We start from the raw sequence: 24,287 nt of genomic DNA on the forward strand, positions 1-24,287 counted from the left end.
TCAATTTTATTTATATCTCAATATGATTTGTCGGTTTTTATTTCCGGATCGAATATATCCACCAGCAGCAACCGGCTGTTTATGTACTCATTCAAAATTTAGGAAAACACTATGTCTACCAGCAAAATCATTAAGACCGATGAGTTAACCCAATCCTCTTATACTCTGGACGGTTTTAATCCAGCCACAGAAACTGAAAATTACAGCTATACGTCGGCACGTGTGACGAAACCGGTTTATAACAAATACAATACGGCGAATAAGCCAAAAGTATTTGGCTATTACACCGACTGGTCACAATATGATGGCCGTCTGCAGAATTCGCAGGCTGGCAAAGAAGCCCGTGGCCGTGGTTTTGACCTCGCAAACATTCCACCGACTGCTTACGACAAAATCATCTTTGGTTTCGTTGGGATTGTTGGCGACCAGGGTGAAAAAGCCAATACCGTGGCCAATGCCGCACAACAACTGGGTAAAACCACCCATCAGGCGACGTTCCTGGATCCGTGGGGTGACTTTGGCTCCTCCGTCAATAACAACCTGGACAATCCGGGCTGGGTGGAACTTTCTCCGGCCAGCGCGACGCAAGCCAATGTAAAAGGTCTGGTCGGTGGCTTACGTGACCTGCAAAAACGCGCCAAAGCAGTGGGTCATGATCTGGTGCTTTCGATGAGTATTGGTGGCTGGACGTTGAGTAACGGCTTCCACAATATGGCAAAAACCGCAGAAGGTCGTACCATCTTCGCGAAAAGTATTGCCAGTCTGTTCACCCGTTTCCCGATGTTCAGCGAAGTGGATATCGACTGGGAATACCCGGGCAACACCGGGAATAACAACCCGTATGATGATAATGATGGCGCGAACTATGCGCTGCTGATTGCTGAAATCACCAAACAGATGGCCGCCATCAAACGTTCTGATGTAAAAATCAGTATTGCCAGCTCCGCCGTGGTCACTATTTTGGAAAAATCCAACGTTCCGGCCCTGCTTGAAGCCGGTCTGTACGGCGTTAACCTGATGACCTATGACTTTTTCGGTACGCCGTGGGCAGAAAAATTGTCGCATCACACCAATTTACATGCATTGGTTGAAGGCGGCTGGGGCATTGACACCATCATTAACTATCTGCTGTCGAAAGGGTTCCCGGCTGACCGCATGAATGTCGGCTATGCGGCCTATTCCCGTAACGCGCAAAATGCGGTACTGGAAAGCTATTCTCCTTTAGAAGGTACCTATACTCCTGTTGAAGGTAAAACCACTGTCGGTACATTCGAAAGCGGTACCACCGAATGGTACGACATGGTGAATAACTACCTGGATCTGGAAAATCAGTCAGGACGCAATGGCTTCCAGGTGTATACCGATCAGGTCGCTGATGCTGATTATCTTTATAACAAAGACACCGGCATTTTCATGTCCATTGATACCCCACGTACCGTGCGTGAAAAAGGCCGTTATGTGGTTGAAAAAGGACTGGGCGCACTGTTCACCTGGACTATCGATCAGGACAACGGTCTGCTGGTCAATGCGGCACGCGAAGGTCTGGGTTGTACTATCCAGAATCAGGTTATCGATATGGCGCCTTTCTACTTTGAAGGTGTCAATATCGACGGTCAGGTTCCGGAAGATGAAGTCCCTTCAGAAACCAATACTGCGCCTACCGGTGATATTGCCCTGCAGGTGTTCAGCGGTGCCAAAGTGCGTCTGAGCGCGGCAGGTTCTGCCGATAAAGACAACGATAAACTCACCTACAAATGGACTGCACCAGCCGCCATCGCACTGTCCTCGTACGATGCGGTATCCGCAGACTTCACCGCACCAGAGCTGGTCAGTAAATCTGACTTCAACTTCACACTGGTAGTCACCGATGAACACGGTGAAAAATCGGTATCGAAAAGCATCGTGGTAACAGTGCTGGGTAACGCAGCCGTTGAGCCAGAGCCAACACCGGAACCGACACCGGAGCCAACGCCAGAACCTACGCCTGTGCCAACGCCTGTGCCAACGCCTGTGCCAACGCCTGTGCCAACGCCAGAACCTACACCAACGCCTTCTCCGGCGGGCAAATATGCCACCTGGGATGCCAGCAAAGTGTACAACACCGGCGACAAAGTCAGCCTGAACGGTAAAGACTACCAGGCCAACTACTGGACGCAGGGCAATCAGCCGGGCAAAGCCGAATTTACCGGCGAATGGTCACAGTGGAAGCAAATCTGATCTCTTGGTGACATGTTCTGATGCGCGTTAAAAATTCTCACGGGGCCTTGTGCCCCGTTTTTTTTATGCGGTTGTGATATCTCCCAGGACCTGTTTTTCGGTCAGAAAATCAATAAACACCCGCACTTTTGGCAGCATATGGCGGCTGCTCGGCCAGACCACCGAAAACTTCCCGCCTTCTTTAAGATACGCAGGCAGTACCGAAATAAGCTCACCGGATTCAAGATATGGCCGCACGATGAATTCCGGCACATACGCCAGTCCCAGTCCCTGTATCGTCGCCTGTAAAATCGACTCCAGATTGTTACTGCTCAGTGCCAGCGGCAGTTCCGGCGGTGTCACGCTGGTCATCTCCCATTCCTGCCATTGTCCGTTGCCCGGAAAGCGGTAGCGCAAACAAGCGTGCTGATAAAGGTCGTCAGGCGTAAGCGGCGCAGGATGTCCGGCGAAATAATGTGGCGCGCCGACAATCGCAAAACGAAACGGCCCGAGGCGTCGCGACATCATCTGCGAACTGTTCAGTTCCCCGCTGCGGATGGCGATATCAAATCCTTCATCAATGACATCCACCATGCGATCACTGAAATCCAGATCCAGCTCGACATCGGGATAACGCTGACGGAATTCCGGCAAATGCGGCAGCAGTATGCGATAGCCGATGGCCGGCGCGGTGATGCGTAATTTGCCGCGCGGCACAGCAGAGATCCTTACCAGTTCCTGCTCTGCCTCTTCCAGTTGCGAAACAATATGCTGGCAGCGTTCAAAAAATAGCTGGCCCTCATCGGTCAGGCTGATACGCCGCGTACTGCGGTTGAAGAGTCGCACACTGAGTTTTTCCTCAAGGCGCGCCACGCTTTTCCCCACCGCCGAGGCCGAAATGCCCATGCGCTCCGCTGCTGCGGCAAAACTCTGACTTTGGGCAGCGCGAACAAAGGCCAGCAGGCCGTTGAGATTTTCCATTTTCACTCCTGTTTATTCGAGCGATTTAGTCCGTAATTCTCGGACTTACAGCCTGTTTCCGCCATATTCAAGACAATTTATCATCACTGTTATACCCCAATATCAGGAAAGCGAACAATGACCTCATCTTCATCAGGCAGCCTGCAGGTGCTATTTACCGTGTGTCTGGCGGCGGTAATTTTGCCGCTCAATTTTGTCAGCGGTGCGGTGGCAACACCCGCCATTGCCCGTGAACTTGGCGGCAGCGCCCAGGCACTGAGCTGGATCACCAATTCGTTCATGCTCACATTCGGCTGTTTTCTGATGGCGGCCGGGGCGCTGGCCGATGAACTGGGGCGCAAAAAAGTGTTCGTCAGCGGCGTTTCGCTGTTTGCGCTGTTGTCGTTACTCCAGGCTTTCAGCAGCAGTTTGCTGTGGATTGATTTACTGCGCGCCGCACAGGGTATTGCTGCTGCCGGTGCGCTGGCCGGTGGTGCGGCTGCTCTGGCGCAGGAATTCGATGGCGCAGCGCGTACCCGGGCTTTCAGCCTGATGGGCAGCAGTTTTGGCGTCGGACTGGCCTTCGGCCCCTTTCTCGCGGGCGTGCTTATCGCAAACTTCGGCTGGCGTTCGGTGTTTTTCTCCGCGACGGTGATTGCCGTTCTTTCCCTGATAACGGGCGCCGGAAAAATGCGTGAAACGCGGAATCCGCAGGCAACCGGCATCGACTGGCCGGGGACGCTGTCCTTTACCGCCATGCTGGCATTGCTGACCTGGGCGCTTATGGAAATTCCACAGTCTGGTCTGCACAGTACACGGGTACTTTCCCTGCTGGGAGGCGCGGCGCTGTTGCTGGCGGTATTTGTGGTTGTTGAGCTGCGGGTGAAAAACCCGATGCTGGATTTATCCCTGTTCCGTTATATCCGTTTTATCGGTGTGCAGGCACTTCCGCTGGCGACGGGTTTCTGTTTCGTGGTGCTGCTGGTGGTGTTGCCGATGCTATTTATCGGGGTCTCCGGACTGAGCGAAGAACGCGCCGGGCTGATGATGATGGCACTTTCTGTCCCGATGCTGATTGTGCCACTGCTGGCCGCGTGGCTGACGCGCTGGATTTCGGCAGGCGTGTTGTGCACATCAGGTTTAGTGATTGCCGCCGCCGGTTTGGGCTGGCTCAGTCAGGCGGTGCTGGCGCAGGATGTCACTGGCATGATTGCGCCGATGGTGGTTGTCGGCATCGGTACCGGTTTGCCATGGGGGCTGATGGATGGATTGTCGGTGAGCGTGGTGCCGAAAGAACGGGCGGGCATGGCAACCGGCATTTTCAGCACCACACGCGTGGCCGGAGAAGGCATCTCGCTGGCGATTGTCGGCGCTATTCTGTCGATGTTAACGCACAACGCACTGGCGGCCCGCTTTACCGGCGATGCGATCAGTCCGGAGGCCATCAGCCAGGCGGCGCAACGGCTGGCGACCGGTAATCTTACCGTGGCACAGCAGCTTATTACACAAGCCAGTACGGCGCAGCTTCAGCAGCTTTATGCCGTCTCATTGCATCCCTTACTGTTGTGTCTGATGGCGATTACGCTGTTCTCTGCGCTGCTGGTGTTGCTGGCGCTGCGCGGTAAACATCAGTAGCACTGTTAACCAATCGCGGGAAGAAACCCATGTCCATACAAAAGTAAATGTTAAACACCCTCATCTTTTTGTTTAGGTAACACAATAATTAACCAATAAAAATCAATATAAACAGGATTAAAATTTTATAATTTGTAATTTATAGAATTTTTATCCTTATTGACAAAAATAATGAAAAGAGTCCCTTAAGGTAAATTTATTAACTTATATTTAACCATGACTGCGTTTTTCATCATGCACATAAGGTCAGGGCTCCGCTCCGTTGTGAAGGGAAAACATAATACCCGGCCTGCACGCTGTTTATTACCGGCTTTTCTTGCCGTTTTTTGCGTTAACTATTAACCACCAGAGGATTTCCACATGCAACGCCGTTGCATGAATACACATCCGTGTAAGTTATTTTGGGAGTCATCATGGGCGAAAAAAAATCATTATTACTGGCCGTGCTTTCTGCGGCGACGCTGACTTTAGTCGCAGGTGCACAGGCCGCCGGTACCTTAACAGGCCAGGTAGGCGTTCAGCTCACCATCAGCACAGGTTGTACTGTCGGTAACGGCACATCAACGGGGGGAACCAACCAGTGGGGTACGCTGAATTTTGGTAACTACGCGGATCTGACCAGCGTTATTAACGGGACCGTATTCGGCGCTGACGGCACCGGTGCCGTCACCATCGCCTGTAGCACAGGACTGACCCCGACGCTGTCACTGAACGGCGGACTGGCGGCAACCGGCGGGCTGCGTTCCATGACATCCAGCGGCAACAGTATTCCTTACCGCCTCTATTCCGATACCGCACGTACCACCGAAATCGCGATTAATACGCCAATTACGCTCACCACAGGGACCACGGCGCAAAATATCCCGATTTACGGTCGTGTGCTGCCTGCTGACCAGACCAGCACCACGCCGGCTGCAGGAACCTATAACGATACCGTTGTTGCCACTCTTTCCTGGTAAGCGTTTTTCCCTCAGCGCCGGGTCCGGCTCTGACTGGCTTTCGGTTCAAGGAAGGAAAAATCATGGACATCAAGGTACTGCGGCTACTGCCTGCCACCCTGCTGGTGTCGGTGCAGTTGCACATTCCGCTGAGTCAGGCGGCAACGATAGGCATCAGTGCCACGTTGCTGCCCGCCTGTGAAGCGGGAACCACGACGTCCGGCAGCACCCGTTTCGGTACGCTGAATTTTGGCAATTATGCGTCGCTCACCAGCGCGGTGAATGCTACCAGCGCACAACTGGCGGGTTCGATCCGCGTAAAATGTGTGAGCGGGCTGACCTACAAAATTGTCATGGATGGCGGCAGCAGCGGTGTGGTTACCGCCCGCAGAATGGTCAATACCACCAACAGCGCCGAGACGTTGCAGTACAACCTTTACACCTCGGCGGCACGCACCACCGTGTGGGACAACACCACCGGCGTCAGCGGCACCGGTAACGGCGCGGATCAGTGGAGCACGGTCTATGGCCGCGTTCCGGCACAGACCACGCCTGCCGCCGGTGTTTATCAGGATACGGTGAATGTCACCGTATCCTGGTAGAGGTGACGATGCCTGCCAGCCTGCGTTTTCCGTCCGTGTTGTTACCGATGATGTTATTGCTGCTGATATTGTGCAGTTCAGCGCGTGCCGCCACGGCAACCACGACGTTTACCGTTTCGGCGACCCTCACCAATGGCTGCGTATTTGGCAGCTCGCTTGCCAGCCCGATCTCCAGTCTCGGCACCCTCAACTTCGGCTCCCTGTCGGACATCGCCAGCAACGTCGATATTGTCAGCAGCGCGGGCGCAGGTTCCGTGGTCGTCACCTGCACGCCGGGTACCTCCGTCAGTATTGCCATGGATTACGGCACTCACGGCGGCACCGCCACACGTCGCTATATGCAAAACACCACCAATACCGATCTGCTGGGCTACCAGCTTTTCCGCGATGCCGCCCGCAGTCTGGTCTGGGGCAATGGCGCGCTGGTGATGTCCATCCCCAGTTTTCCGGATACCTCGCAAACCTACCCGGTTTATGCACGTTTATACGCTGTGACCCCTCTGCCTTCCGCCGGGACGTATACCGATACCGTCACTGTCACGTTAACTTATTGAATCATCAGGATATAAAAATATGAAGACACTGTTTCTACGCCTTTTCACCACCGCCGCATTGCTCGGTGCCTTTCTGTCTTGCGTGAATGCACAGGCTGCCAGTTCGGTGCTGGTCTGGCCGGTCTATCAGATTATTGAATCCGATCAGAACGGATCTGCCCTGTGGCTGGAAAACCGTGGCGCGGAACCGGTGTCCTTGCAGGTGCGCGTACTGGCCTGGAAGCAGGAGAATTTTAACGAGAAGTATGCCGATCAGACCAACGTGGTCGCCAGCCCGCCATTTGCTACCGTGCCACCGGGGCAGCGTCAGTTGATCCGCCTGATCCGCAATATCCCGGTTCCGGCCAATACCGAGCAGGCGTATCGCATCATTATTGATGAAATCCCTTCTCCGCTGAACAGTGCCGGTGAGGGCAAAGACAAAGCGGTCGTCGGTCTGCAATTGCAGATGCGTTATTTACTGCCGCTGTTTATGGATGGCGGCAATTTGTGGACCAACGATCGCGCGGATATGAAACGCGACCCTTCCACGGCGACGCGCCCGATCCTCACCTGGCGTACGGTGTCCGAGGGCGGGAAAACCTATTTGCAGGTGAGTAATACCGGCCTCGTCCATGCGCGCCTGAGTAACGTTTTCTGGTCGGCGACGGGTAACCAGAAACAAGGCGTAAAAACCATGGTGGGCGGCTTTATGGGTTATGTATTGCCGGGACAACAAATGCGCTGGCCGGTGCCCGCAGGTGTGACGCCAGGGGCGCAACTCAATGCGCAGATTGCCGATAACACCCAACCGATTGTCATTCCACGCGGCCAGTAACAGCAGGAGCCGCAACGAATGACAATCAGACGTCTTCTCCGGGAAGGTCATCAGCGACCGCTTTATTTCCGGGGAAGCCTGTGCCTGATATGCCTGAGTACGCTCAGTGCACAGGCGCAGGAATATTCTTCACTGCCTGATGCCCCGCGTGCGGCACCGGTGGTCACGGACGCCATGTTTTATCTGTCGGTTGTGGTCAACGGTCAGACAGATAATCAGGTCGTGCCGGTGACGTATCGCAATAACGCCTACTTCGTCGAAGCCGGTGTTCTGGCGAAGAATCACATCCACATTAATGGCCGGCAGGGGCTGATCAATGTCGGCGAATTGCCGGACGTAAAAGCCAGATACGATTCGGCCACCCAGCAACTGGTGTTAACGGTGCCAGATGCCTGGCTGCCGAACCAGAATGTCAGCGGCGATCCGCTGATGAATTACACGCCGTCGCAAAGCAGCACCGGCCTGTTGTTTAACTATGATTCGTACTACACCGATCCACCCGGCGGTGCGAAGTCTGTCGCCACCTGGATGGAGCAACGGTTATTCAGCAGCCTCGGACTGGTCACCAATACCGGCACTTACCGCTACAACATTGATAACGCCGACAACAGCAACGGCGGCCAGACCACGCAGGACGGCTATCTGCGCTACGACACGTTCTGGCGTTTCACCGACGAGAAAAATCTGATCAGCTATCAGGTCGGGGATTTCGTCAGCGATTCCCTGACGTGGAGTAATTCGGCGCGGATGGGTGGCCTGCGTATCAGCCGTAACTTTGGCGTGCGTCCGGATCTGGTGACCTACCCGTTGCTGCAATACAGCGGCACGGCGGCGGTACCGACCACGGTTGATTTGTTTCTGAATGGCTACAAGGCCAGCAGTAATAACCTCAATTCCGGGCCTTTTACCCTGACCAACGTGCCGTATATCAATGGCGCCGGTGAAGCGACGATTGTGACCACCGATGCGGTCGGACGTCAGGTCTCGACCAGCGTGCCGTTTTACGTTTCCAACACGTTGCTGCGCAAAAGCCTCAGCGATTTCGATTTCTCGCTCGGGGCTGTACGTAATAATTATGGCGTCACCAACGGTGACTATTCAGATGCCGCATTCAGCGGGATTTACCGATACGGGCTGAGCGATTACCTGACGCTGTCCGGCCATTCCGAAATCGTACAGGGTCTGGCGCTGGGCGGATTGGGCACCGATATCGCGGTCAGCACCTGGGGCACACTGAGTGTTTCAGGCAGCCAGAGTAAAGCCGACCGTGCGCGGGGCGAGAACGTGACCGATAAAAAAGACGGCAGCCAATACACGCTGGGCTATTCCTACTATTCGACGGTATTCAGCCTGTCTGCTCTGCGCTCAAAACGCACGGCGGGTTATCAGGACATCACGTCTTACACCAGCGACACGCGGTTAAGCCGTCAGGCAGATCAGGTGACGTTCAGCGCGTCGCCGTTCGGGAACGCTAACGGCACGATGGGCATCGGATATTACGATGTCGAAGCCTATGACAATTCGCATACGCGGCTGGTGAATTTTTCTTACAGCCGCTCGCTGTGGGGACAAAGCAGCATGTTTTTATCCCTCAATAAAACGCTGGGCGATACCGGCTACAGCGCGCAGTTGCAGTTCATCATTCCGATTGGCACCAACATCAATATGAATGCGGGCGTACAGCGCGACAGTGCGGGTAATTATCAGGAGCAAACCGGTGCCAGCAAAGCCGCGCCAACCGACGGCGGTCTGGGCTGGAATCTGGCTTACAGCGGCGGCAACAATCCGTATCAGCAGGCCGACGCCACCTGGAAATCCCGCTACGCGACCCTGCAGGGTGGGTTCTACGGCAATCGGGGCGATTACACCCACTGGGCAGATCTGAGCGGATCCGTGGTGTTCATGGCCAATGACTGGTTCCTGTCGGATAAGATCAACGATGCCTTTATCGTGGTAGATACCGATCATTACGCGGATGTTCCCGTGCTGTTCGAGAATCAGAAAATGGGCAAAACGGATAAAAACGGCCACCTGCTGATCCCGACCGTCAGTTCGTATTATCCGGCCAAAGTGGAAATCGACACCCTGCCGCTGCCCGCCGATGTGGTCGCCAGTAACGTTAATGACCGCATCGCGGTGAAACAAGGCAGCGGCGTGGTGGTGAAATTCAGCGTCGAAAAAGTGCTGTCCGCCAATATCACCCTGCATGACGCCGCCGGACAGCCACTGAAGCCCGGCACGCTGGTTACGGAACAAAACACAGAACAGACCACCGTCACCGGTTACGACGGGCTGGTGTACTTCTCGCACTTACAGGAAAACAACGTGCTGAATATCCAGACGGAAGATCATTCGCTTTGCCGGGTCAGTTTCACCCTGAACCCTGCCCGTCACAGCATTGAGCAGGTCGGCCCGCTGACATGCCCCGGCGGCACAGCGAAAACAACGGCAGGAGATAAATCATGAGGATTTTCAGGCAGCAGATGCATCGCGGATTATTGCTGATGCTGTTGCTGGGTACAACGTGGTGGGCAAAAGCGGGATGCACGACGGCGCCCGGGAGCATTACGCTGGGCACACAAAACTCGTTTGCAGTCAGTTCATCGCCGCTGATCACCTCAGGGGGCAGCGGATTAAGTTGTACTGGCGGGCTGCTTAACATCGCAGGCACCAATACCATCACCGCGTTTATCGGCGTGACTCAGCATCCCAGCAACTCGCAGCCCAGACTTTACAGCGGGACAACGGGGCAGTATTTACCCTACAGCCTGTGCAAGGATGCCAGCTGCAGTGCCGTTTATAATCAGGGCGATACCATCAGCTGGAGCAGCACCACGGCGCTGGGATTACTCGGCTTGTTTTCCGGCCCCAACAGCACCTTACCTCTCTACGTCCGGCCGGTCGCCATTTCCAATCTGGCCGCAGGCACTTATACCGATGTCATTCCCATCTCATGGACATGGAATATGTGTTCAGTGGCTATCGGCACCTTACTGTGTCTCGCAGACTCCGGTAACGTGTCGGGCAATGTCGCCCTGACGCTCAATGTCACCAATTTCTGTTATATCGACAGCGCGCCCAATGTGGGTTTCGGCAGTGCTGCACTGCCTTCCGGCCTGACCACCGTGGTAGCAAATACTATCAGCGTACGCTGCACCCTGAACGCCAGCTATTCCGTCAACCTGACCAGCAGCGTGCCGGTGTCCGGACAATACCGGCAGATGGCCTCCACCGTCGGCGGCACCACCCGTTATCTGCAATATCAGATATTTAAAGGTGACAGCACGGTATGGACGGCTTCCACCGACAGCAGCGCAACCGGCACCGGCACTTCACAATCGTTTCCATATACCGCATCCGTAAATCTGGCGCAAAGCAATCAGCCCGCAGGTAACTACAGCGATATGGTGACGGTCACGGTGACATATTAAGAAAGAAGGGAAAGCAGAACCGGTGCCACGGATGTGCACCGGTTTGAGAAGGGATATTACAGCGCTTTCAGCGTCTTGACGGTGGCATCCACGTCAATTTCATCTTCAGTGAACACATAGGTGCTGTTCTGGAAAGTGGTGATCAGCAACTTTTTCATGGTGCGCATCTCCGCTTTTTTTTCTTCTTCCTGCGGGCGGATACGGTTCATCAACAATCCGACGGAAAGCACAGCGTTTTCTTTGTCGATTTTGGTTTCAGCAGGAACCTCTTCGTTAAACGCCAGGAAGGATTTGATGCTGGTGATTTTGATACGCTCACCGGCAATAAAGATGTATTTGCTCTCCGGCTCGACTTTCACCGCAAAGGCGGAAAGGCCTTTGTTGTTGGTGGTCGGCTCAAAGGTGACTGCCGCATCTTTTTTAATCAGCTCAGGGTTTGCAACTTTAATCACGTGGAAATAACGGTTATCGCCGTTTTCATCTTTGATAAAACCGAAACCTTTATCTTCAAACCAGGTTGTGATTACGCCGTTCATCGCTTACCGCCTAAGTAATTATTTATTCAACATGTCATTTTTTGCAGGGCGGCAGTGTAAAGCAGAATGCGGACAAAGTCCTGTGCTTTACTGCCTGATCCCCACGGAATTACGTCGCTTTACGGAACGTAAGATTAAACCGGTACGATCCGGTCAGCGGATGCTCGCCCGCTTTCAGTGGCAATACGCCGTGATAACGCAGCCGCGACGGGCCGCCCCACACCACAATATCGCCATGCATCAGCGGCACACGCTGGGTTTTATCACTGCGCTCCATGCCGCCAAACTGGAAAACAGCCGGTAAGCCCAGTGAGACAGAGACGATCGGCTGGCCGAAATCGTGCTCGTCTTTGTCCTGATGCAGGCTCATTTTCGCCCCCGGCTGATAGCGGTTGATCAGACAGGCATCTGGCTCAAAGCCTGCAAAACCCGCCTGTTCCGCCGCGCTGACGGCAAGCGAACGAAACAATTCCGGCATCGGCGGCCATTGCTGATGACTTTCCGGCGAGGTGGCCTGGTAGCGATAACCCGCCCTGTCCGTCACCCAGCCGAGATCACCGCAATTGGTCATTGCCACCGACATCGCATAACCGCCCGGCGTGGCGCGATACTGAAAAGGCACCAGCCCGGCGATCCGGTCGATTTCCGCCAGCAACGCGACATCCTCTGCCAGCGCCGCACCGCGCAATACCACCGCGCCCGGGCACAGTTCTTCGCGCCAGTTGGGGTGAAAATCGGGGTGATCAAACAAGTCCAAATTCATATCAGCCTCCGTGTTCACGCATCTGTTAAGTATAACAGCCGATTTGAGACAGAGGCAGATTGTCGGGGCGGATCGTTTCAGCTAAGGTTCATTAAGAGGCCGTAAGGTCATAAAGAACATCTTAAAAGGAGAATGAAATGAGTCGGGAAATTAACAAAGACACGCAGTTGTGTATGTCCCTTTCCGGTCGTCCGGGCAATTTCGGTACCCGTTTTCATAACAGCCTTTATCAGGCGTTAGACCTGAACTTCGTCTACAAAGCATTTTCCACCCAAGACATCGAAGCCGCAGTGAAAGGCGTACGCGCACTGGGCATTCGCGGCTGCGCGGTCTCGATGCCGTTCAAGGAAGCCTGCATTCCTTTCCTCGATGAGTTGGATCCTTCCGCGACAGCCATTCAGTCGGTGAATACCATCGTCAATGACGACGGCTTCCTGCGCGCCTACAACACGGATTACATCGCGGTCGCCAAACTGCTCGACAGCCATCAGGTGCCGCGTGATGCCGTTTTCGCCCTGCGCGGCAGCGGCGGCATGGGCAAAGCCGTGGTCGCGGCCATTCGTGATGCCGGTTTCAAAAAGGGCTACATCATTGCCCGCAACGAAGCTAACGGCCGTGCGCTGGCAGAAGAATACGGTTATGAATGGAAAGCAGAAGTCGGCGATGTTGCCGTGGATATGGTGGTGAATGTCACGCCAATCGGCATGGCGGGCGGGCCGGAAGTGGATTCACTGGCCTTTGAACCTGCGGTGATTGACCGCGCCAGCATCGTCTTTGACGTCGTCGCGCTGCCGGTAGAAACCCCGCTGATCCGCTACGGCCGCGAACACGGCAAGAAAGTGATTACCGGTGCGGAAGTCGCCACACTGCAGGCCGTCGAGCAGTTCGTGCTGTATACCGGTGTACGCCCTTCGGATGAACAGATAGAAAAGGCCGCGGCACACGCACGGGGCTGAGTTTCCTGTCAGAACGTAAAAAGCCTCTCACCGGAGAGGCTTTTTTATAGTTGCATATCACTTACCGCACCAGACACGGTTTTTTCGGATCAAACTTCCAGTCCGGCACCAGGAACTGCATGCCCTGCGCATCGTCACGGGCACCCAGCCCCATGCCTTTGTACAGCTCGTGCGCCTTCATCACCTGATCCATATCCAGCTCAACGCCCAGACCCGGTTGTTCCGGCACGCGCACCTTACCGCCTTTGATCTGCAACGGTTCTTTGGTCAGGCGCTGATTGCCTTCCTGCCAGATCCAGTGCGTATCGATGGCAGTGATTTTACCCGGCGCAGCGGCGGCCACCTGGGTAAACATCGCCAGTGAAATATCAAAGTGATTGTTAGAGTGCGAACCCCAGGTCAGCCCCCATTCGTGGCACATCTGCGCGACGCGAACTGACCCCTGCATCGTCCAGAAGTGCGGATCCGCCAGCGGAATATCCACGGATTTCAGCTGGATGGTATGCCCCATCTGACGCCAGTCGGTGGCGATCATATTGGTGGCCGTCGGCAAACCGGTTGCCTGACGGAATTCGGCCATCACTTCGCGCCCGGAGAAGCCCTGCTCTGCACCGCATGGATCTTCCGCATACGCCAGCACACCGCGCAGTTGTTTGCCGAGCGCAATCGCTTCATTCAGCGACCAGGCACCGTTGGGATCAAGCGTGATCCGCGCCTGCGGGAAACGTTGCGCCAGCGCCGTCACGGCTTCAGCCTCTTCGCTGCCTGCCAGTACGCCGCCTTTCAGTTTGAAATCATTAAAGCCGTATTTTTCATATGCTGCTTCCGCCAGACGCACCACCGCCGCCGGTGTCAGCGCCTCTTCATGGCGCAGGCGATACCAGTCGCAACTGTCGCCCGGCTGGCTCTGATAGCCCAGTGAGGTTTTGTTACGGTCGCCGACGTAGAACAGATAGCCGAGCATTTCGACTTCATCACGTTGCTGCCCGTCGCCCAGCAATGATGCCACGGTGACGCCCAGATGCTTGCCGAGCAAGTCCAGCATCGCGGCTTCGATCGCCGTCACGACGTGGATAGTGGTACGCAAATCAAAAGTCTGCAAACCGCGGCCAGAGGCATCACGGTCGGCGAATTTTTCCCGCACGGCGGTCATCACATTTTTGTATTCACCCAGCGTTTTGCCAATCACCAGCAACGCGGAATCATCCAGCGTCTGACGAATTTTCTCGCCGCCCGGCACTTCACCGACGCCGGTGTTACCGCTGCTGTCCTTGAGGATCAGGATGTTGCGGGTGAAGAAAGGGGCATGTGCGCCGCTGAGATTAAGCAACATGCTGTCGTGCCCGGCCACCGGGATCACCTGCATGGAGACAATTTTAGGTGTAGATGAAGAGGTCATGCTTACTCCTTAGTGAATTCAGATTCCGTTAACCACGCCCCAGTGCCGGGCGCTTGCGATCGAATGTCCAGCCGGGGATCAGATACTGCATCGCGGCGGCATCGTTGCGCGCACCGGTCGGCAGTTTCCGGTGCAGCTCGTGGGCGCGATGGATTTGATCCATGTCGATCTCCACGCCCAGCCCCGGTTTTTCAGGCACTTTGATTTTCCCGTTCACAATTTGCAGCGGCTCTTTGGTCAGGCGCTGGTTGCCTTCCTGCCAGATCCAGTGCGTATCTATCGCTGTCGGTTTACCCGGTACGGCTGCACCGACATGGGTAAACATCGCCAGCGAAATGTCGAAATGGTTATTCGAATGGCAGCCCCACGTCAGGCCCCACTCATCACAAAGTTGTGCGACCCGCACCGCGCCATGCATGGTCCAGAAATGCGGATCCGCCAGCGGAATATCCACCGACTGCAACATCACCGCGTGCTGCATCTCGCGCCAGTTAGTGGCAATCATGTTTGTGGCGACCGGCAAACCGGTGGCACGGCGGAATTCCGCCATCACTTCGCGGCCGGAAAAACCCTGCTCCGCACCGCACGGATCTTCGGCATAACTGAGGATACCGTGCAGGTCTTTGCACAGGTCGATTGCTTCATCCAGCAGCCACGCGCCGTTCGGATCAACCGTGATCCGCGCATCAGGGAAGCGTTTTGCCAGTGCTTTAACCGCCTCGATCTCCTGCTCGCCCGGCAGCACGCCGCCTTTGAGTTTGAAATCTTTGAAGCCATAGCGATCCTGCGCCGCTTCGGCCAGCCGCACCACCGCCTCACTGTTCATCGCTTCCTGATGACGCAGGTGATACCAGTCGTGATGGCTGCGTTCCCCTTCCTGATACGGCAAATCGGTTTTCTGCCGGTCACCGATATAAAACAGATAACCGAGCACCGTGACTTCGTCGCGCTGTTTGCCCGGCCCGAGCAGTTCACACACCGGCACGCCGAGGAATTTGCCCATCAGATCCAGCAGCGCGGCTTCCAGTGCGGCGACGGCGTTAACGCGCAGTTCGAACGTCCACGCACCTTTACCGAAAGAGTCAAAATCCGATGACTGATTGCCGACGTGGATCTGATGCACCAGCCGGTTCATGCGCGCCACTTCCTGGCCTTTCACCTGAGCAATGGCCTCCACCAGCGTGTTGTAAATCACCTCCCCGCCCGGCGCTTCGCCGACACCGATGTTCCCGGCGCTGTCCTTGAGGATAACGATATTGCGGGTGAAGTAAGCACCGTGCGCGCCACCAATATTCATCAGCATGCTGTCATGCCCTGCCACAGGAATGACCTGCATATCCGTGATAACCGGTGAGGATTGCGTACTCATCATCTTTCCCCTTTTACTGTGCCTGTACCGTGGTACGGGCGAAGCTGAATACGTTCGATTTTTCCGACAATAAACACGTAACTGACGACGGCGAGCAGTGCGTGGATGCCGACATAAATCAGCGCGCCATTGAAGGAACCGGTGGTCCCGATAATGTAGCCGATAGCGATCGGCGTGATGATGCCGGAGACGTTACCGAACATGTTGAACAATCCGCCGCTCAGCCCGCTGATTTCTTTCGGTGCGGTATCGGCCATCACCGCCCAGCCCAGCGCACCCAGACCTTTACCGAAGAAGGCGAATGCCATAATGCCAACCACCATCCATTCGGTATCGACGTAGTTGCAGAAAATCATCGACATCGACAAGAGCATACCGATCACAATCGGAGCCTTGCGCGACAGTGTCAGGTTGCTGGTTCTGCGCATCAGCCAGTCGGAGATAATTCCACCCAGTACGCCGCCGAGGAATCCGCAAATCGCCGGTACTGAGGCCACCATGCCTGCTTTAAGTATCGACATACCGCGCGCCTGAACCAGATACACCGGGAACCAGGTGATGAAGAAATAGGTCAGCGCGTTGATGCAGTACTGGCCGATGTAAATGCCAATCATCATGCGGGATTTCAGTAACTGTTTCATCTGGAAGGTTTTTTCACCTTTTACGACGGCTTTTTTGGTGATTTTCTGATCCATATTGATCAGCGCACCACCGGCTTCCATGTAATCAAGTTCGGCCTGATTTACGCCCGGATGATCTTTAGGATCGTGGATCACTTTCAGCCAGATGAAACTCAGCACGATCCCCAGACCGCCCATGAAGAAGAAGACGTGTGACCAGCCCACTTCGTGCGTCAGCCAGCCCATGATCGGGGCGAAAATAACCGTGGCGAAGTACTGCGCTGAGTTAAAAATAGAGACTGCGGTGCCACGTTCCTGAGCCGGGAACCAGGCTGCGACGATACGGCTGTTGCCGGGGAAGGACGGCGCTTCGGCCAGGCCAACCAGAAAACGTAAAGCAAACAGCGATACCACAATGCCGAAGCCGCTGAAGACATCGACAAAGCCTTGCAGCAGGGTGAATAACGACCAGATGAAAATGCTGTAGAAATAAACTTTTTTCGAACCGAATTTATCGAGCAGCCAGCCACCGGGTATTTGCCCGATGACATATGCCCAGGAAAATGCCGAGAAGATATAACCCATCCCGACGGAATCCAGCCCGATATCTTTGGCCATCGCCGAACCGGCAATGGATAACGTGGCACGATCGCCGTAATTAAATGAGGTGACAATAAATAACATCACCACTATCCAGTAGCGCGCGTTAGTTCTTTTTTTGACGGCACTGGCTGCTGAAACGGTAGTTTCCATGGTGTTCTCCGGAATTAATGACAACGCCTCTAAACAGAGATAAAAGTCATTCCATTCACAGAACTGTAGGGTTCAGAGAGGAAGGAACGCAGCCAGTATATGAACAACATTCCCTTTACTCATTGGGCAATCAACCAAGCATAAATAGCCCTTTGCATTTATCCTGAGGCAAATGCCCAGCGACGTGCGAGTTGTTTCACAAAAAATGAAACGGCTGTGATGGCGGTCACAGATGGTTGTTATCTAATTGCAGGGCCACGTACAGCAATAAACGATCGTCGAAGTTCCCCAGATCCAGGCCGGTTAATTCCGAGATACGGTTGAGGCGATATTCCAGCGTATTACGATGAATATACAGTGCCTTAGACGTAGCGGTCGGCTGAACATTATGGTGGAACCACGACGTCAGCGTGCGGCGCAGTAATCCGTTGCCATCCGTCGCTTTCAGACGCGCCAGCGGACGCACCAGTTCATCGGCCTGCCAGCCACCGCGCAGGCTGTCGAGCAGCACGGGTAAGATCAGATCCTGATAGAAGTAACACCGCTGTTCCGGCATCCGCTGTTTGCCCACACTCATGGTGGTACGTGCGGTGCGATAAGAACGGGCGATGCTGCCAGGGCCGGTAAAAAAGTTGCCAAGGGAAATGCGCACGCGCAGACGACCGGTTTCGGTCATGCGCGACAGCAGATGATCAATGCGCTGGCGGTGGCCCTCCGGATCCCAGCGATCGTAGCTGTTCAGGGCCGGTTTCAGCACCACCATTTCGGTGAGGGAAACGATAGCGATCAGGTTGTCACGCTCCGGCGTGGTCAGTAAAGTTTGCAGTTGTTGCAGTTCTGCCATGGCAGAGTCGACGCCGAGCTGGCCGCTGTCGACTTCCACCACCGCCGCGACACGTGGCCGGTTGAGGTCGATGCCCAGACGCTGCGCCCACTCCATCAGCGCCGGAGAGAGTTCATCCACACGAATCAGGTTAAGCACCAGTTCTTCCCGCAGACGGCTGTCCTGCGCCAGCATGTGCAGCAGACGCGCCTGTTCGAGCATCATTTCGGCGGTCATACACACCAGCTCGCCATACTGACGCAACTGGGACGGATTGCCCGTCAGGCCGATAACGCCCACGATCTGACCGTCAATACGCAACGGCAGGTTGATGCCCGGACGTACACCGTGCAAATGCCGTGCAACGCCCTCGTCGATGTCGACAATGCGCTCCTGCGAAATCGCCAGCAGTGCGCCTTCGTGCAATTCACCAAGACGCTGATCATCGCCGCTGCCGATAATCCGTCCGCGACCATCCATGACATTCACATTACTATCAATAATTTGCATTGTGCGGGCAACAATTTGTTGCGCCAGCTTTGCATCGAGATGATATGCCGACATGGAACCCCTGCCTTGCTGTTTTATCGTTGTTAAAACAGCATACTCAGGCCGCGATGCCCATACATTATGCAAATGCCCAAAGAGCGAAAGCACCTATTGAAGTTGCGGGGAATATCACATTTTTAAGCAAATGCCCAACCGGCCCGGCAAAATCCACATGATTGATGAGAGTCACTGAAAGACAGGCAAAAAAAAGCACGCCGGAGCGTGCTTTGTGTGAGGTATAGCAGGCGGAAATTACTGCGCCAGCAGGTAAATTGAGGTATCACCACGCTGAATATCCAGCGCCAGAACGTTTGGTTTGGTGTCGAGAATTTTACGCAGCTCGCCCAGATTGGTCACTTTCTGCTGGTTCACACCCAAAATGACGTCGCCTTTTTTCAGGCCGATGCGCGCCGCCGTTGAACCCGGCTTCACTTCATCGACTTTCACGCCTTTCTGATCACCTGCCGCACCGTTACTCAGTTCAGCCCCTTCGATGCCGGTATAAATGTTGCCGGATTCGATTTTCGATGTCTGAGTGCTTTGCTCAATGGTCACGTCAACGTTCATCGGTTTGCCTTCACGCAGCAGGCCGAGCGTCACTTTGGTGCCGATTGGCAGGGTGCCGATATCAGCACGGAACGAGGCGAAGCTGCTGATCGGTTTACCGTTCATGCTCAGGATCACGTCACCGGCTTTAATGCCCGCTTTCTCTGCGGCAGATTTCGGCATGACCTGACTGATGAATGCACCGCGCTGTGCGTCAACTTTCATGGCTTTCGCCAGTTCAGAGTTCAGCTCGGTCCCCATGATGCCCAGTTCGCCGCGTTTCACCTGACCGAATTCGATCATTTGTTTGGACAGGTTTTTCACCATGTTACTTGGGATCGCAAAACCGATACCGATGTTGCCGCCGTCCGGTGCCAGGATCGCCGTGTTAAGGCCAATCAGTTCACCATTCAGGTTCACCAGCGCACCACCGGAGTTACCGCGGTTGATCGCGGCATCCGTCTGGATGAAGTTTTCGTAGTTCTCAATATTCAGGCCAGAACGACCCAATGCAGAAACGATACCGGAAGTCACGGTTTCGCCCAGACCATACGGGTTACCGATAGCCACGGTGTAATCGCCCACACGCAGTTGTTCGGAATCCGCCATCTTAATGGCCGTCAGGTTTTTCGCATTCTGTAACTGAATCACCGCGATATCAGAACGCGGGTCCTTGCCGATGACTTTGGCGTCGAACTTACGGCCATCGTTCAGCTGTACGCTGATTTTGGTTGCGTTATCAACAACGTGGTTGTTGGTAACCACATAACCTTTGTCGGCATCAATGATGACGCCGGAACCCAGCGCGCGGAAATCTTCTTTCTGTTCAGGCGCAGGCTGACCGTCAGACCCCTGACCGCCGCCCTGACACACCGGAGACCCCTGGAACGGCGAACCGTCCTGGCACAGCGGCGAATTCTGACCAAAGAATTGCTGGAACTGCTGACCCATGCGCGGTGTTTTTACCGGCGCACTGCCTTCAACATTGACGCTCACCACCGATGGCATCACTTTTTCAAGCATAGGTGCCAGGCTGGGAAGCTGAGTGGTGCTGGTGCTGGAAGACGCAGTTTCAGCAGCCAGTGCAGAAGAAACCGGGGCCATTGCCATACCGATGCTTAACGCTAATGCGCTGAGGAATAAACTCGATTTTTTCATTTTTCAGGATCTCTTAAAATTATTGTGGCAACCAAAATAGTCGCATTGCTTGGTAGTCGTGATACTGAGATGGTATTAATAGCGTGAAGTTCATCAGGGTCGAAATGACAATGGTAAAAAATTATTGTCAGCATTTACAAATGGCGTTTTTTCAAACAGTTCCGTAAAGAAAATTAAAGAGAGTTCAATTTGTCTTTTTAAAACAAATTACTCAGCCGCCATGAGTCTTCTGTATTCATCGTATGCATAAAGGTCAGTCATTCCGCTGATATAATCCTGAATCATTCGCGCACGGTAATAAAACTCCTGCGCGGCATGTTCCGCGACCGGTAATCCTTCCAGCGCCGCCACGGCATTGTTGTAAGCCAGACGATGTTTGGCTGAAATCTTATGCAGCAGACGGGTTTCAATCGGATATTTCCTGTGCGTATCCTCCTGAACTAGCTGGTTAAAATCGGTCAAAGGCATATCCAGCAACGGGCTATAAATATCAAGTAATCCGCTGATCACCCGATAGCCTTGTAATTCCAGCTCCTCCACTTCGTGATGATTGAATACCTGTTTGAAGGCCACCGCTTTATAAATCTCTAACAACCGGTTGGCCTGGCTGTCATCTTCCAGCAACGCATGATTAAAGGTGCCCTGATAAATATCTTCTATATTATCAATGAACCGGCGGGCAGCATGCGGCACCAGTTGTTTTACTGTCTGAACGCGCAGTTCCATAAAGAAGTAATCCACCGGATTACGGAACGTTTTCGCTTTATCCATTTTCTCGTAAGCAGTGCGAACCACTTTATCGAAGAAGTCATTTTTCTCTATCGCGCCCCACTCACGGCACAGATAATTATAAAGCTGTTCCACGCTGAAAATACTTTTCTCAACCGCATCTTCCAGATCGGCAATGCAGTAAGAAATATCATCGGCCGCTTCCATAATGTAGGTAAGCGGAAAGCGGTTAAATTCACCCAGCCCGAGTTCACTGCGCAGTTTTTTGATGAACGGCTCTTCCGCCAGATAAAAACCCGGTTTTTTCATCAGGTAATCATGCGAAGGAAGTTTAGTCATTGAATACGCAGGGCGGGTATATTTCAGAATGCAGGCGGTCTGGCTGTAAGTCAGATTGAGTTTCAGCAAGGTGAAGACCAGCCGGATGGCCTGCGCATTGCCTTCAAAATTAGACAGGTCGTAGCGGATTTTACTGCGCAGCTGGTTCAGTTCAGCATCGTCTGGCGTCAGGCGCAAACACGTCACCAGACAGGCATCCGTTTCCTGTGGTGTTTCGCCGCAACCGGCGGTGTCCATCCGCTTAGCAAACCAGTTGTTAATGGCGGATTCACCAAAGTGGCCAAATGGCGGATTACCGATGTCGTGCATCAGGCAGGCCATTTCAACCACGCTTTCAAAGGGATCGGTCACCTCGTCCAGCCCGTAAGCCTCAAGCTTGTTCTGCCTGCGCAAACGATGGAGGATCTCTTTGGCGATGTGACGACCAACCTGCTGAACTTCAAGGGAATGGGTCAGACGACTGCGGACGGCAGCATTTTTCTCCAGCGGAAAAACCTGAGTCTTTTGTTGCAGACGGCGGATGGCAGCCGAGTTGATAATGCGCCCGCGATCGCTTTCGAACTGACGGACGACATCATAGTCATCGCGTGCCTCGATCGGGGCGCTGAAAGGACGCTGAAAATTGAATTTCGTTTTAAAATCGATCCCGGACATGATTTCCCACCTTTTCAGCCACTCACACATCAAACCGACGCGCTTTTTGCAGTAACAACCTGCACCCCAAACGGATTATTTCTTACCTTTAGCCATGATAGACTATCGCACATTGTTTTCGTGATTAAACCGTCAATTCCGCACACGCTGCGGCTCATTCCAACCACATCTGCGAGTATTCATATGAAAGTAGGCATTATCGGTGCAATGGAGCAGGAAGTGACCCTGTTGCGCGACAAGATTATCAACCGTCAGACTATCGAACGCGCAGGCTGCGAAATCTATACTGGCCAGTTAAACGGTGTGGACGTGGCGCTGCTTAAATCCGGCATTGGTAAAGTGTCTGCCGCCATGGGCACCACATTGCTGCTGGAACATTGCCGTCCTGACGTGGTGATCAATACCGGTTCCGCAGGCGGGCTGGCGAAAACCCTGAAAGTCGGTGATATCGTCGTGTCTGATGAAGTGCGTTATCACGATGCTGACGTCACCGCGTTTGGCTATGAACCGGGCCAGATGGCCGGTTGCCCGCCTGCGTTCACTGCTGATCCGGCGCTGATTGAACTGGCAGAAAACTGTATCCGTGAACTCAACCTGAACGCCGTACGCGGTCTGGTTTGCAGTGGCGATGCGTTCATCAATGGCGCAGCGCCTCTGGCACGTATCCGCGCAACCTTCCCGAATGTTGCTGCTGTCGAAATGGAAGCCGCGGCTATCGGTCACGTTTGCCACCTGTTCGGTACCCCGTTCGTGGTCGTTCGCGCAATTTCTGATGTTGCTGATGGTGAATCCCACCTGAGCTTTGAAGAATTCCTGGTGGTTGCCGCACAGCAATCCACCCTGATGGTAGATGCGATGCTGACAGCGCTGGCGGCTGGCGAAGAATAATGATGCGCCGGTTCTGCCTCATACTGAGTTGCCTGCTGCCTGTGGCAGCAACTGCGGCGCCGGCCCAACGGGTGATCAGTCTGGCACCCAATCTGACAGAACTGGCATTTGCCGCCGGTCTGGGCGACCGGATAATCGGAGTTAGTGCTTACTCCGATTACCCGCCACAGGCCAGCAAGCTTGAGCAGGTGGCGAACTGGCAGGGAATCAACGTCGAACGTATTGTGACGCTGAAACCTGATGTAGTCCTCGCCTGGCGTGGCGGTAACCCGCAACGTCCGCTGGATCAGCTGATTTCGCTGGGTATCCACGTTATCTATCTTGATCCGCAAAATGCGGAACAGGTGGCACAAGCGCTGGAACAACTTGCGGTGTACAGCCCTTCTCCGGAAAGCGCAAAACGCGCCGCTGCTGATTTTCGCCAGCAATGGCAGGCGCTGAAGCTGAAATATCATCGCCAAAAGCCGGTTTCTGCCTTTATTCAGTTCGGCACCCAGCCGCTGTTTACTGCCGCCGCGACCACAATGCAAAGTGAAGTGCTTAACGTCTGTGGTGCAAAAAATATTTTCGCCGACAGTCGTGTGCCCTGGCCTCAGGTCAGCCGGGAACAGGTTTTAAGCCGTCATCCTCAGGTTATTGTTATATCGGGCGGAAAATCACAAAAACAGGTGATCGAGGATTACTGGCGTTCCATGCTCAGCGCGCAGGTTATCGCACTGGATCCTGACTGGTTCAGCCGCGCCGGGCCGCGTATTCTTCTTGCCGCACAACAACTTTGCCCGCAGCTTGCAGCCTTGCCTCAGGGGTGAGTGCTCACTAATTATTTAGCCATGCCCCCGCGAAGTACCGGCATGGCACTTTTCCGAATTGTTGCTTTATTAACCGAAATCAATAATTCTGCCCTGTCATCTGGTAACATGTCCGGCGTAAAATCCTACGTACGTTGCCAGCCCTCGATTTAACATTATCTCTTTGTATTACAAACGAAATAATAAGAATAACGGCGCGATACACGATAAAACGTGACTTATTTCCCGATCATAAGAAATCTGGATTAAAGGCCGTAAAATTT

At 54.1% G+C, this 24,287-nt stretch carries 20 protein-coding genes; 11 read left to right on the top strand and 9 right to left on the bottom strand.

Annotation, left to right across the window (positions count from 1 at the left end):
* The first annotated feature begins 111 nt into the window (after positions 1 to 111).
* Positions 112 to 2,217 (top strand): glycosyl hydrolase family 18 protein, encoded by a 2,106-nt coding sequence (locus tag AACU55_RS19395; protein WP_134705946.1) that lies wholly within the window; start codon positions 112 to 114, stop codon positions 2,215 to 2,217.
* A 63-nt stretch (positions 2,218 to 2,280) separates the two neighbouring features.
* Here AACU55_RS19395 and AACU55_RS19400 read toward each other — a convergent pair whose 3' ends face one another.
* A complete protein-coding gene (locus tag AACU55_RS19400) occupies positions 2,281 to 3,177 on the bottom strand; it encodes a LysR substrate-binding domain-containing protein (RefSeq protein ID WP_037033351.1) in 897 nt (298 codons plus the stop codon).
* 117 nt (positions 3,178 to 3,294) lie between these two features.
* Here AACU55_RS19400 and AACU55_RS19405 point away from each other — a divergent pair, with 117 nt between their 5' ends.
* From AACU55_RS19405 to AACU55_RS19435, 7 genes are all read left to right on the top strand, one after another.
* A complete protein-coding gene (locus AACU55_RS19405) occupies positions 3,295 to 4,791 on the top strand; it encodes an MFS transporter (protein WP_037033352.1) in 1,497 nt (498 codons plus the stop codon).
* 413 nt (positions 4,792 to 5,204) lie between these two features.
* Positions 5,205 to 5,750 carry a Csu type fimbrial protein gene (locus tag AACU55_RS19410; RefSeq protein ID WP_013576914.1) on the top strand — a complete coding sequence of 182 codons (546 nt, stop codon included), beginning with the start codon at positions 5,205 to 5,207 and terminating at the stop codon, positions 5,748 to 5,750.
* A gap of 62 nt (positions 5,751 to 5,812) precedes the next feature.
* Complete coding sequence (locus AACU55_RS19415; protein ID WP_134705947.1) at positions 5,813 to 6,331, top strand: Csu type fimbrial protein; 519 nt, start codon at positions 5,813 to 5,815, stop codon at positions 6,329 to 6,331.
* 8 nt (positions 6,332 to 6,339) lie between these two features.
* Positions 6,340 to 6,885, top strand: coding sequence for a Csu type fimbrial protein (locus AACU55_RS19420; protein ID WP_134705948.1), 546 nt, complete (start codon positions 6,340 to 6,342; stop codon positions 6,883 to 6,885).
* Positions 6,886 to 6,904: 19 nt separating this feature from the next.
* Complete coding sequence (locus AACU55_RS19425) at positions 6,905 to 7,702, top strand: fimbrial biogenesis chaperone (protein WP_134705949.1); 798 nt, start codon at positions 6,905 to 6,907, stop codon at positions 7,700 to 7,702.
* Between the two features lie 18 nt (positions 7,703 to 7,720).
* Positions 7,721 to 10,168 carry a fimbria/pilus outer membrane usher protein gene (locus AACU55_RS19430; protein WP_134705950.1) on the top strand — a complete coding sequence of 816 codons (2,448 nt, stop codon included), beginning with the start codon at positions 7,721 to 7,723 and terminating at the stop codon, positions 10,166 to 10,168.
* On the top strand, positions 10,165 to 11,133 hold the full coding sequence (locus tag AACU55_RS19435; protein WP_013576919.1) for a Csu type fimbrial protein: 969 nt from the start codon (positions 10,165 to 10,167) through the stop codon (positions 11,131 to 11,133). The genes AACU55_RS19430 and AACU55_RS19435 overlap by 4 nt, the downstream gene beginning before the upstream one ends.
* A gap of 56 nt (positions 11,134 to 11,189) precedes the next feature.
* Here AACU55_RS19435 and AACU55_RS19440 read toward each other — a convergent pair whose 3' ends face one another.
* The gene (locus AACU55_RS19440; RefSeq protein ID WP_013576920.1) at positions 11,190 to 11,669 is read right to left on the bottom strand and encodes a cold-shock protein; all 480 of its coding nucleotides are present in this window, start codon (positions 11,667 to 11,669) and stop codon (positions 11,190 to 11,192) included.
* A gap of 109 nt (positions 11,670 to 11,778) precedes the next feature.
* Positions 11,779 to 12,432 carry a DNA oxidative demethylase AlkB gene (gene alkB, locus AACU55_RS19445; protein WP_134705951.1) on the bottom strand — a complete coding sequence of 218 codons (654 nt, stop codon included), beginning with the start codon at positions 12,430 to 12,432 and terminating at the stop codon, positions 11,779 to 11,781.
* Between the two features lie 137 nt (positions 12,433 to 12,569).
* Here alkB and AACU55_RS19450 point away from each other — a divergent pair, with 137 nt between their 5' ends.
* Positions 12,570 to 13,388, top strand: coding sequence for a shikimate 5-dehydrogenase (locus AACU55_RS19450; RefSeq protein ID WP_013576922.1), 819 nt, complete (start codon positions 12,570 to 12,572; stop codon positions 13,386 to 13,388).
* Between the two features lie 61 nt (positions 13,389 to 13,449).
* Here the strand turns inward: AACU55_RS19450 and gudD are convergent, their stop codons facing one another.
* From gudD to dgt, 6 genes are all read right to left on the bottom strand, one after another.
* Positions 13,450 to 14,787, bottom strand: a complete 1,338-nt coding sequence (gene gudD, locus AACU55_RS19455) for a glucarate dehydratase (protein ID WP_013576923.1) — start codon at positions 14,785 to 14,787, stop codon at positions 13,450 to 13,452.
* A gap of 28 nt (positions 14,788 to 14,815) precedes the next feature.
* The gene (locus tag AACU55_RS19460; protein WP_205960128.1) at positions 14,816 to 16,159 is read right to left on the bottom strand and encodes an enolase C-terminal domain-like protein; all 1,344 of its coding nucleotides are present in this window, start codon (positions 16,157 to 16,159) and stop codon (positions 14,816 to 14,818) included.
* On the bottom strand, positions 16,156 to 17,529 hold the full coding sequence (locus AACU55_RS19465; protein ID WP_013576925.1) for an MFS transporter: 1,374 nt from the start codon (positions 17,527 to 17,529) through the stop codon (positions 16,156 to 16,158). Before AACU55_RS19465 ends, AACU55_RS19460 begins: the two co-directional genes overlap by 4 nt.
* Positions 17,530 to 17,755: 226 nt before the next feature.
* The gene (locus tag AACU55_RS19470) at positions 17,756 to 18,916 is read right to left on the bottom strand and encodes a CdaR family transcriptional regulator (RefSeq protein ID WP_013576926.1); all 1,161 of its coding nucleotides are present in this window, start codon (positions 18,914 to 18,916) and stop codon (positions 17,756 to 17,758) included.
* A gap of 237 nt (positions 18,917 to 19,153) precedes the next feature.
* Positions 19,154 to 20,605 (bottom strand): serine endoprotease DegP, encoded by a 1,452-nt coding sequence (gene degP / locus AACU55_RS19475; RefSeq protein ID WP_134705953.1) that lies wholly within the window; start codon positions 20,603 to 20,605, stop codon positions 19,154 to 19,156.
* Between the two features lie 207 nt (positions 20,606 to 20,812).
* Positions 20,813 to 22,327, bottom strand: a complete 1,515-nt coding sequence (gene dgt / locus AACU55_RS19480; protein ID WP_013576928.1) for a dGTPase — start codon at positions 22,325 to 22,327, stop codon at positions 20,813 to 20,815.
* A 183-nt stretch (positions 22,328 to 22,510) separates the two neighbouring features.
* Here dgt and mtnN point away from each other — a divergent pair, with 183 nt between their 5' ends.
* Positions 22,511 to 23,215, top strand: a complete 705-nt coding sequence (mtnN, locus tag AACU55_RS19485) for a 5'-methylthioadenosine/S-adenosylhomocysteine nucleosidase (RefSeq protein WP_013576929.1) — start codon at positions 22,511 to 22,513, stop codon at positions 23,213 to 23,215.
* Positions 23,215 to 24,024, top strand: coding sequence for a vitamin B12 ABC transporter substrate-binding protein BtuF (gene btuF, locus AACU55_RS19490; RefSeq protein ID WP_134705954.1), 810 nt, complete (start codon positions 23,215 to 23,217; stop codon positions 24,022 to 24,024). Before mtnN ends, btuF begins: the two co-directional genes overlap by 1 nt.
* The last annotated feature ends 263 nt before the right edge of the window (positions 24,025 to 24,287 follow it).

The organism is Rahnella sp. CJA17(1/100) (assembly GCF_963881615.1).
GTDB lineage: Bacteria > Pseudomonadota > Gammaproteobacteria > Enterobacterales > Enterobacteriaceae > Rahnella > Rahnella aceris.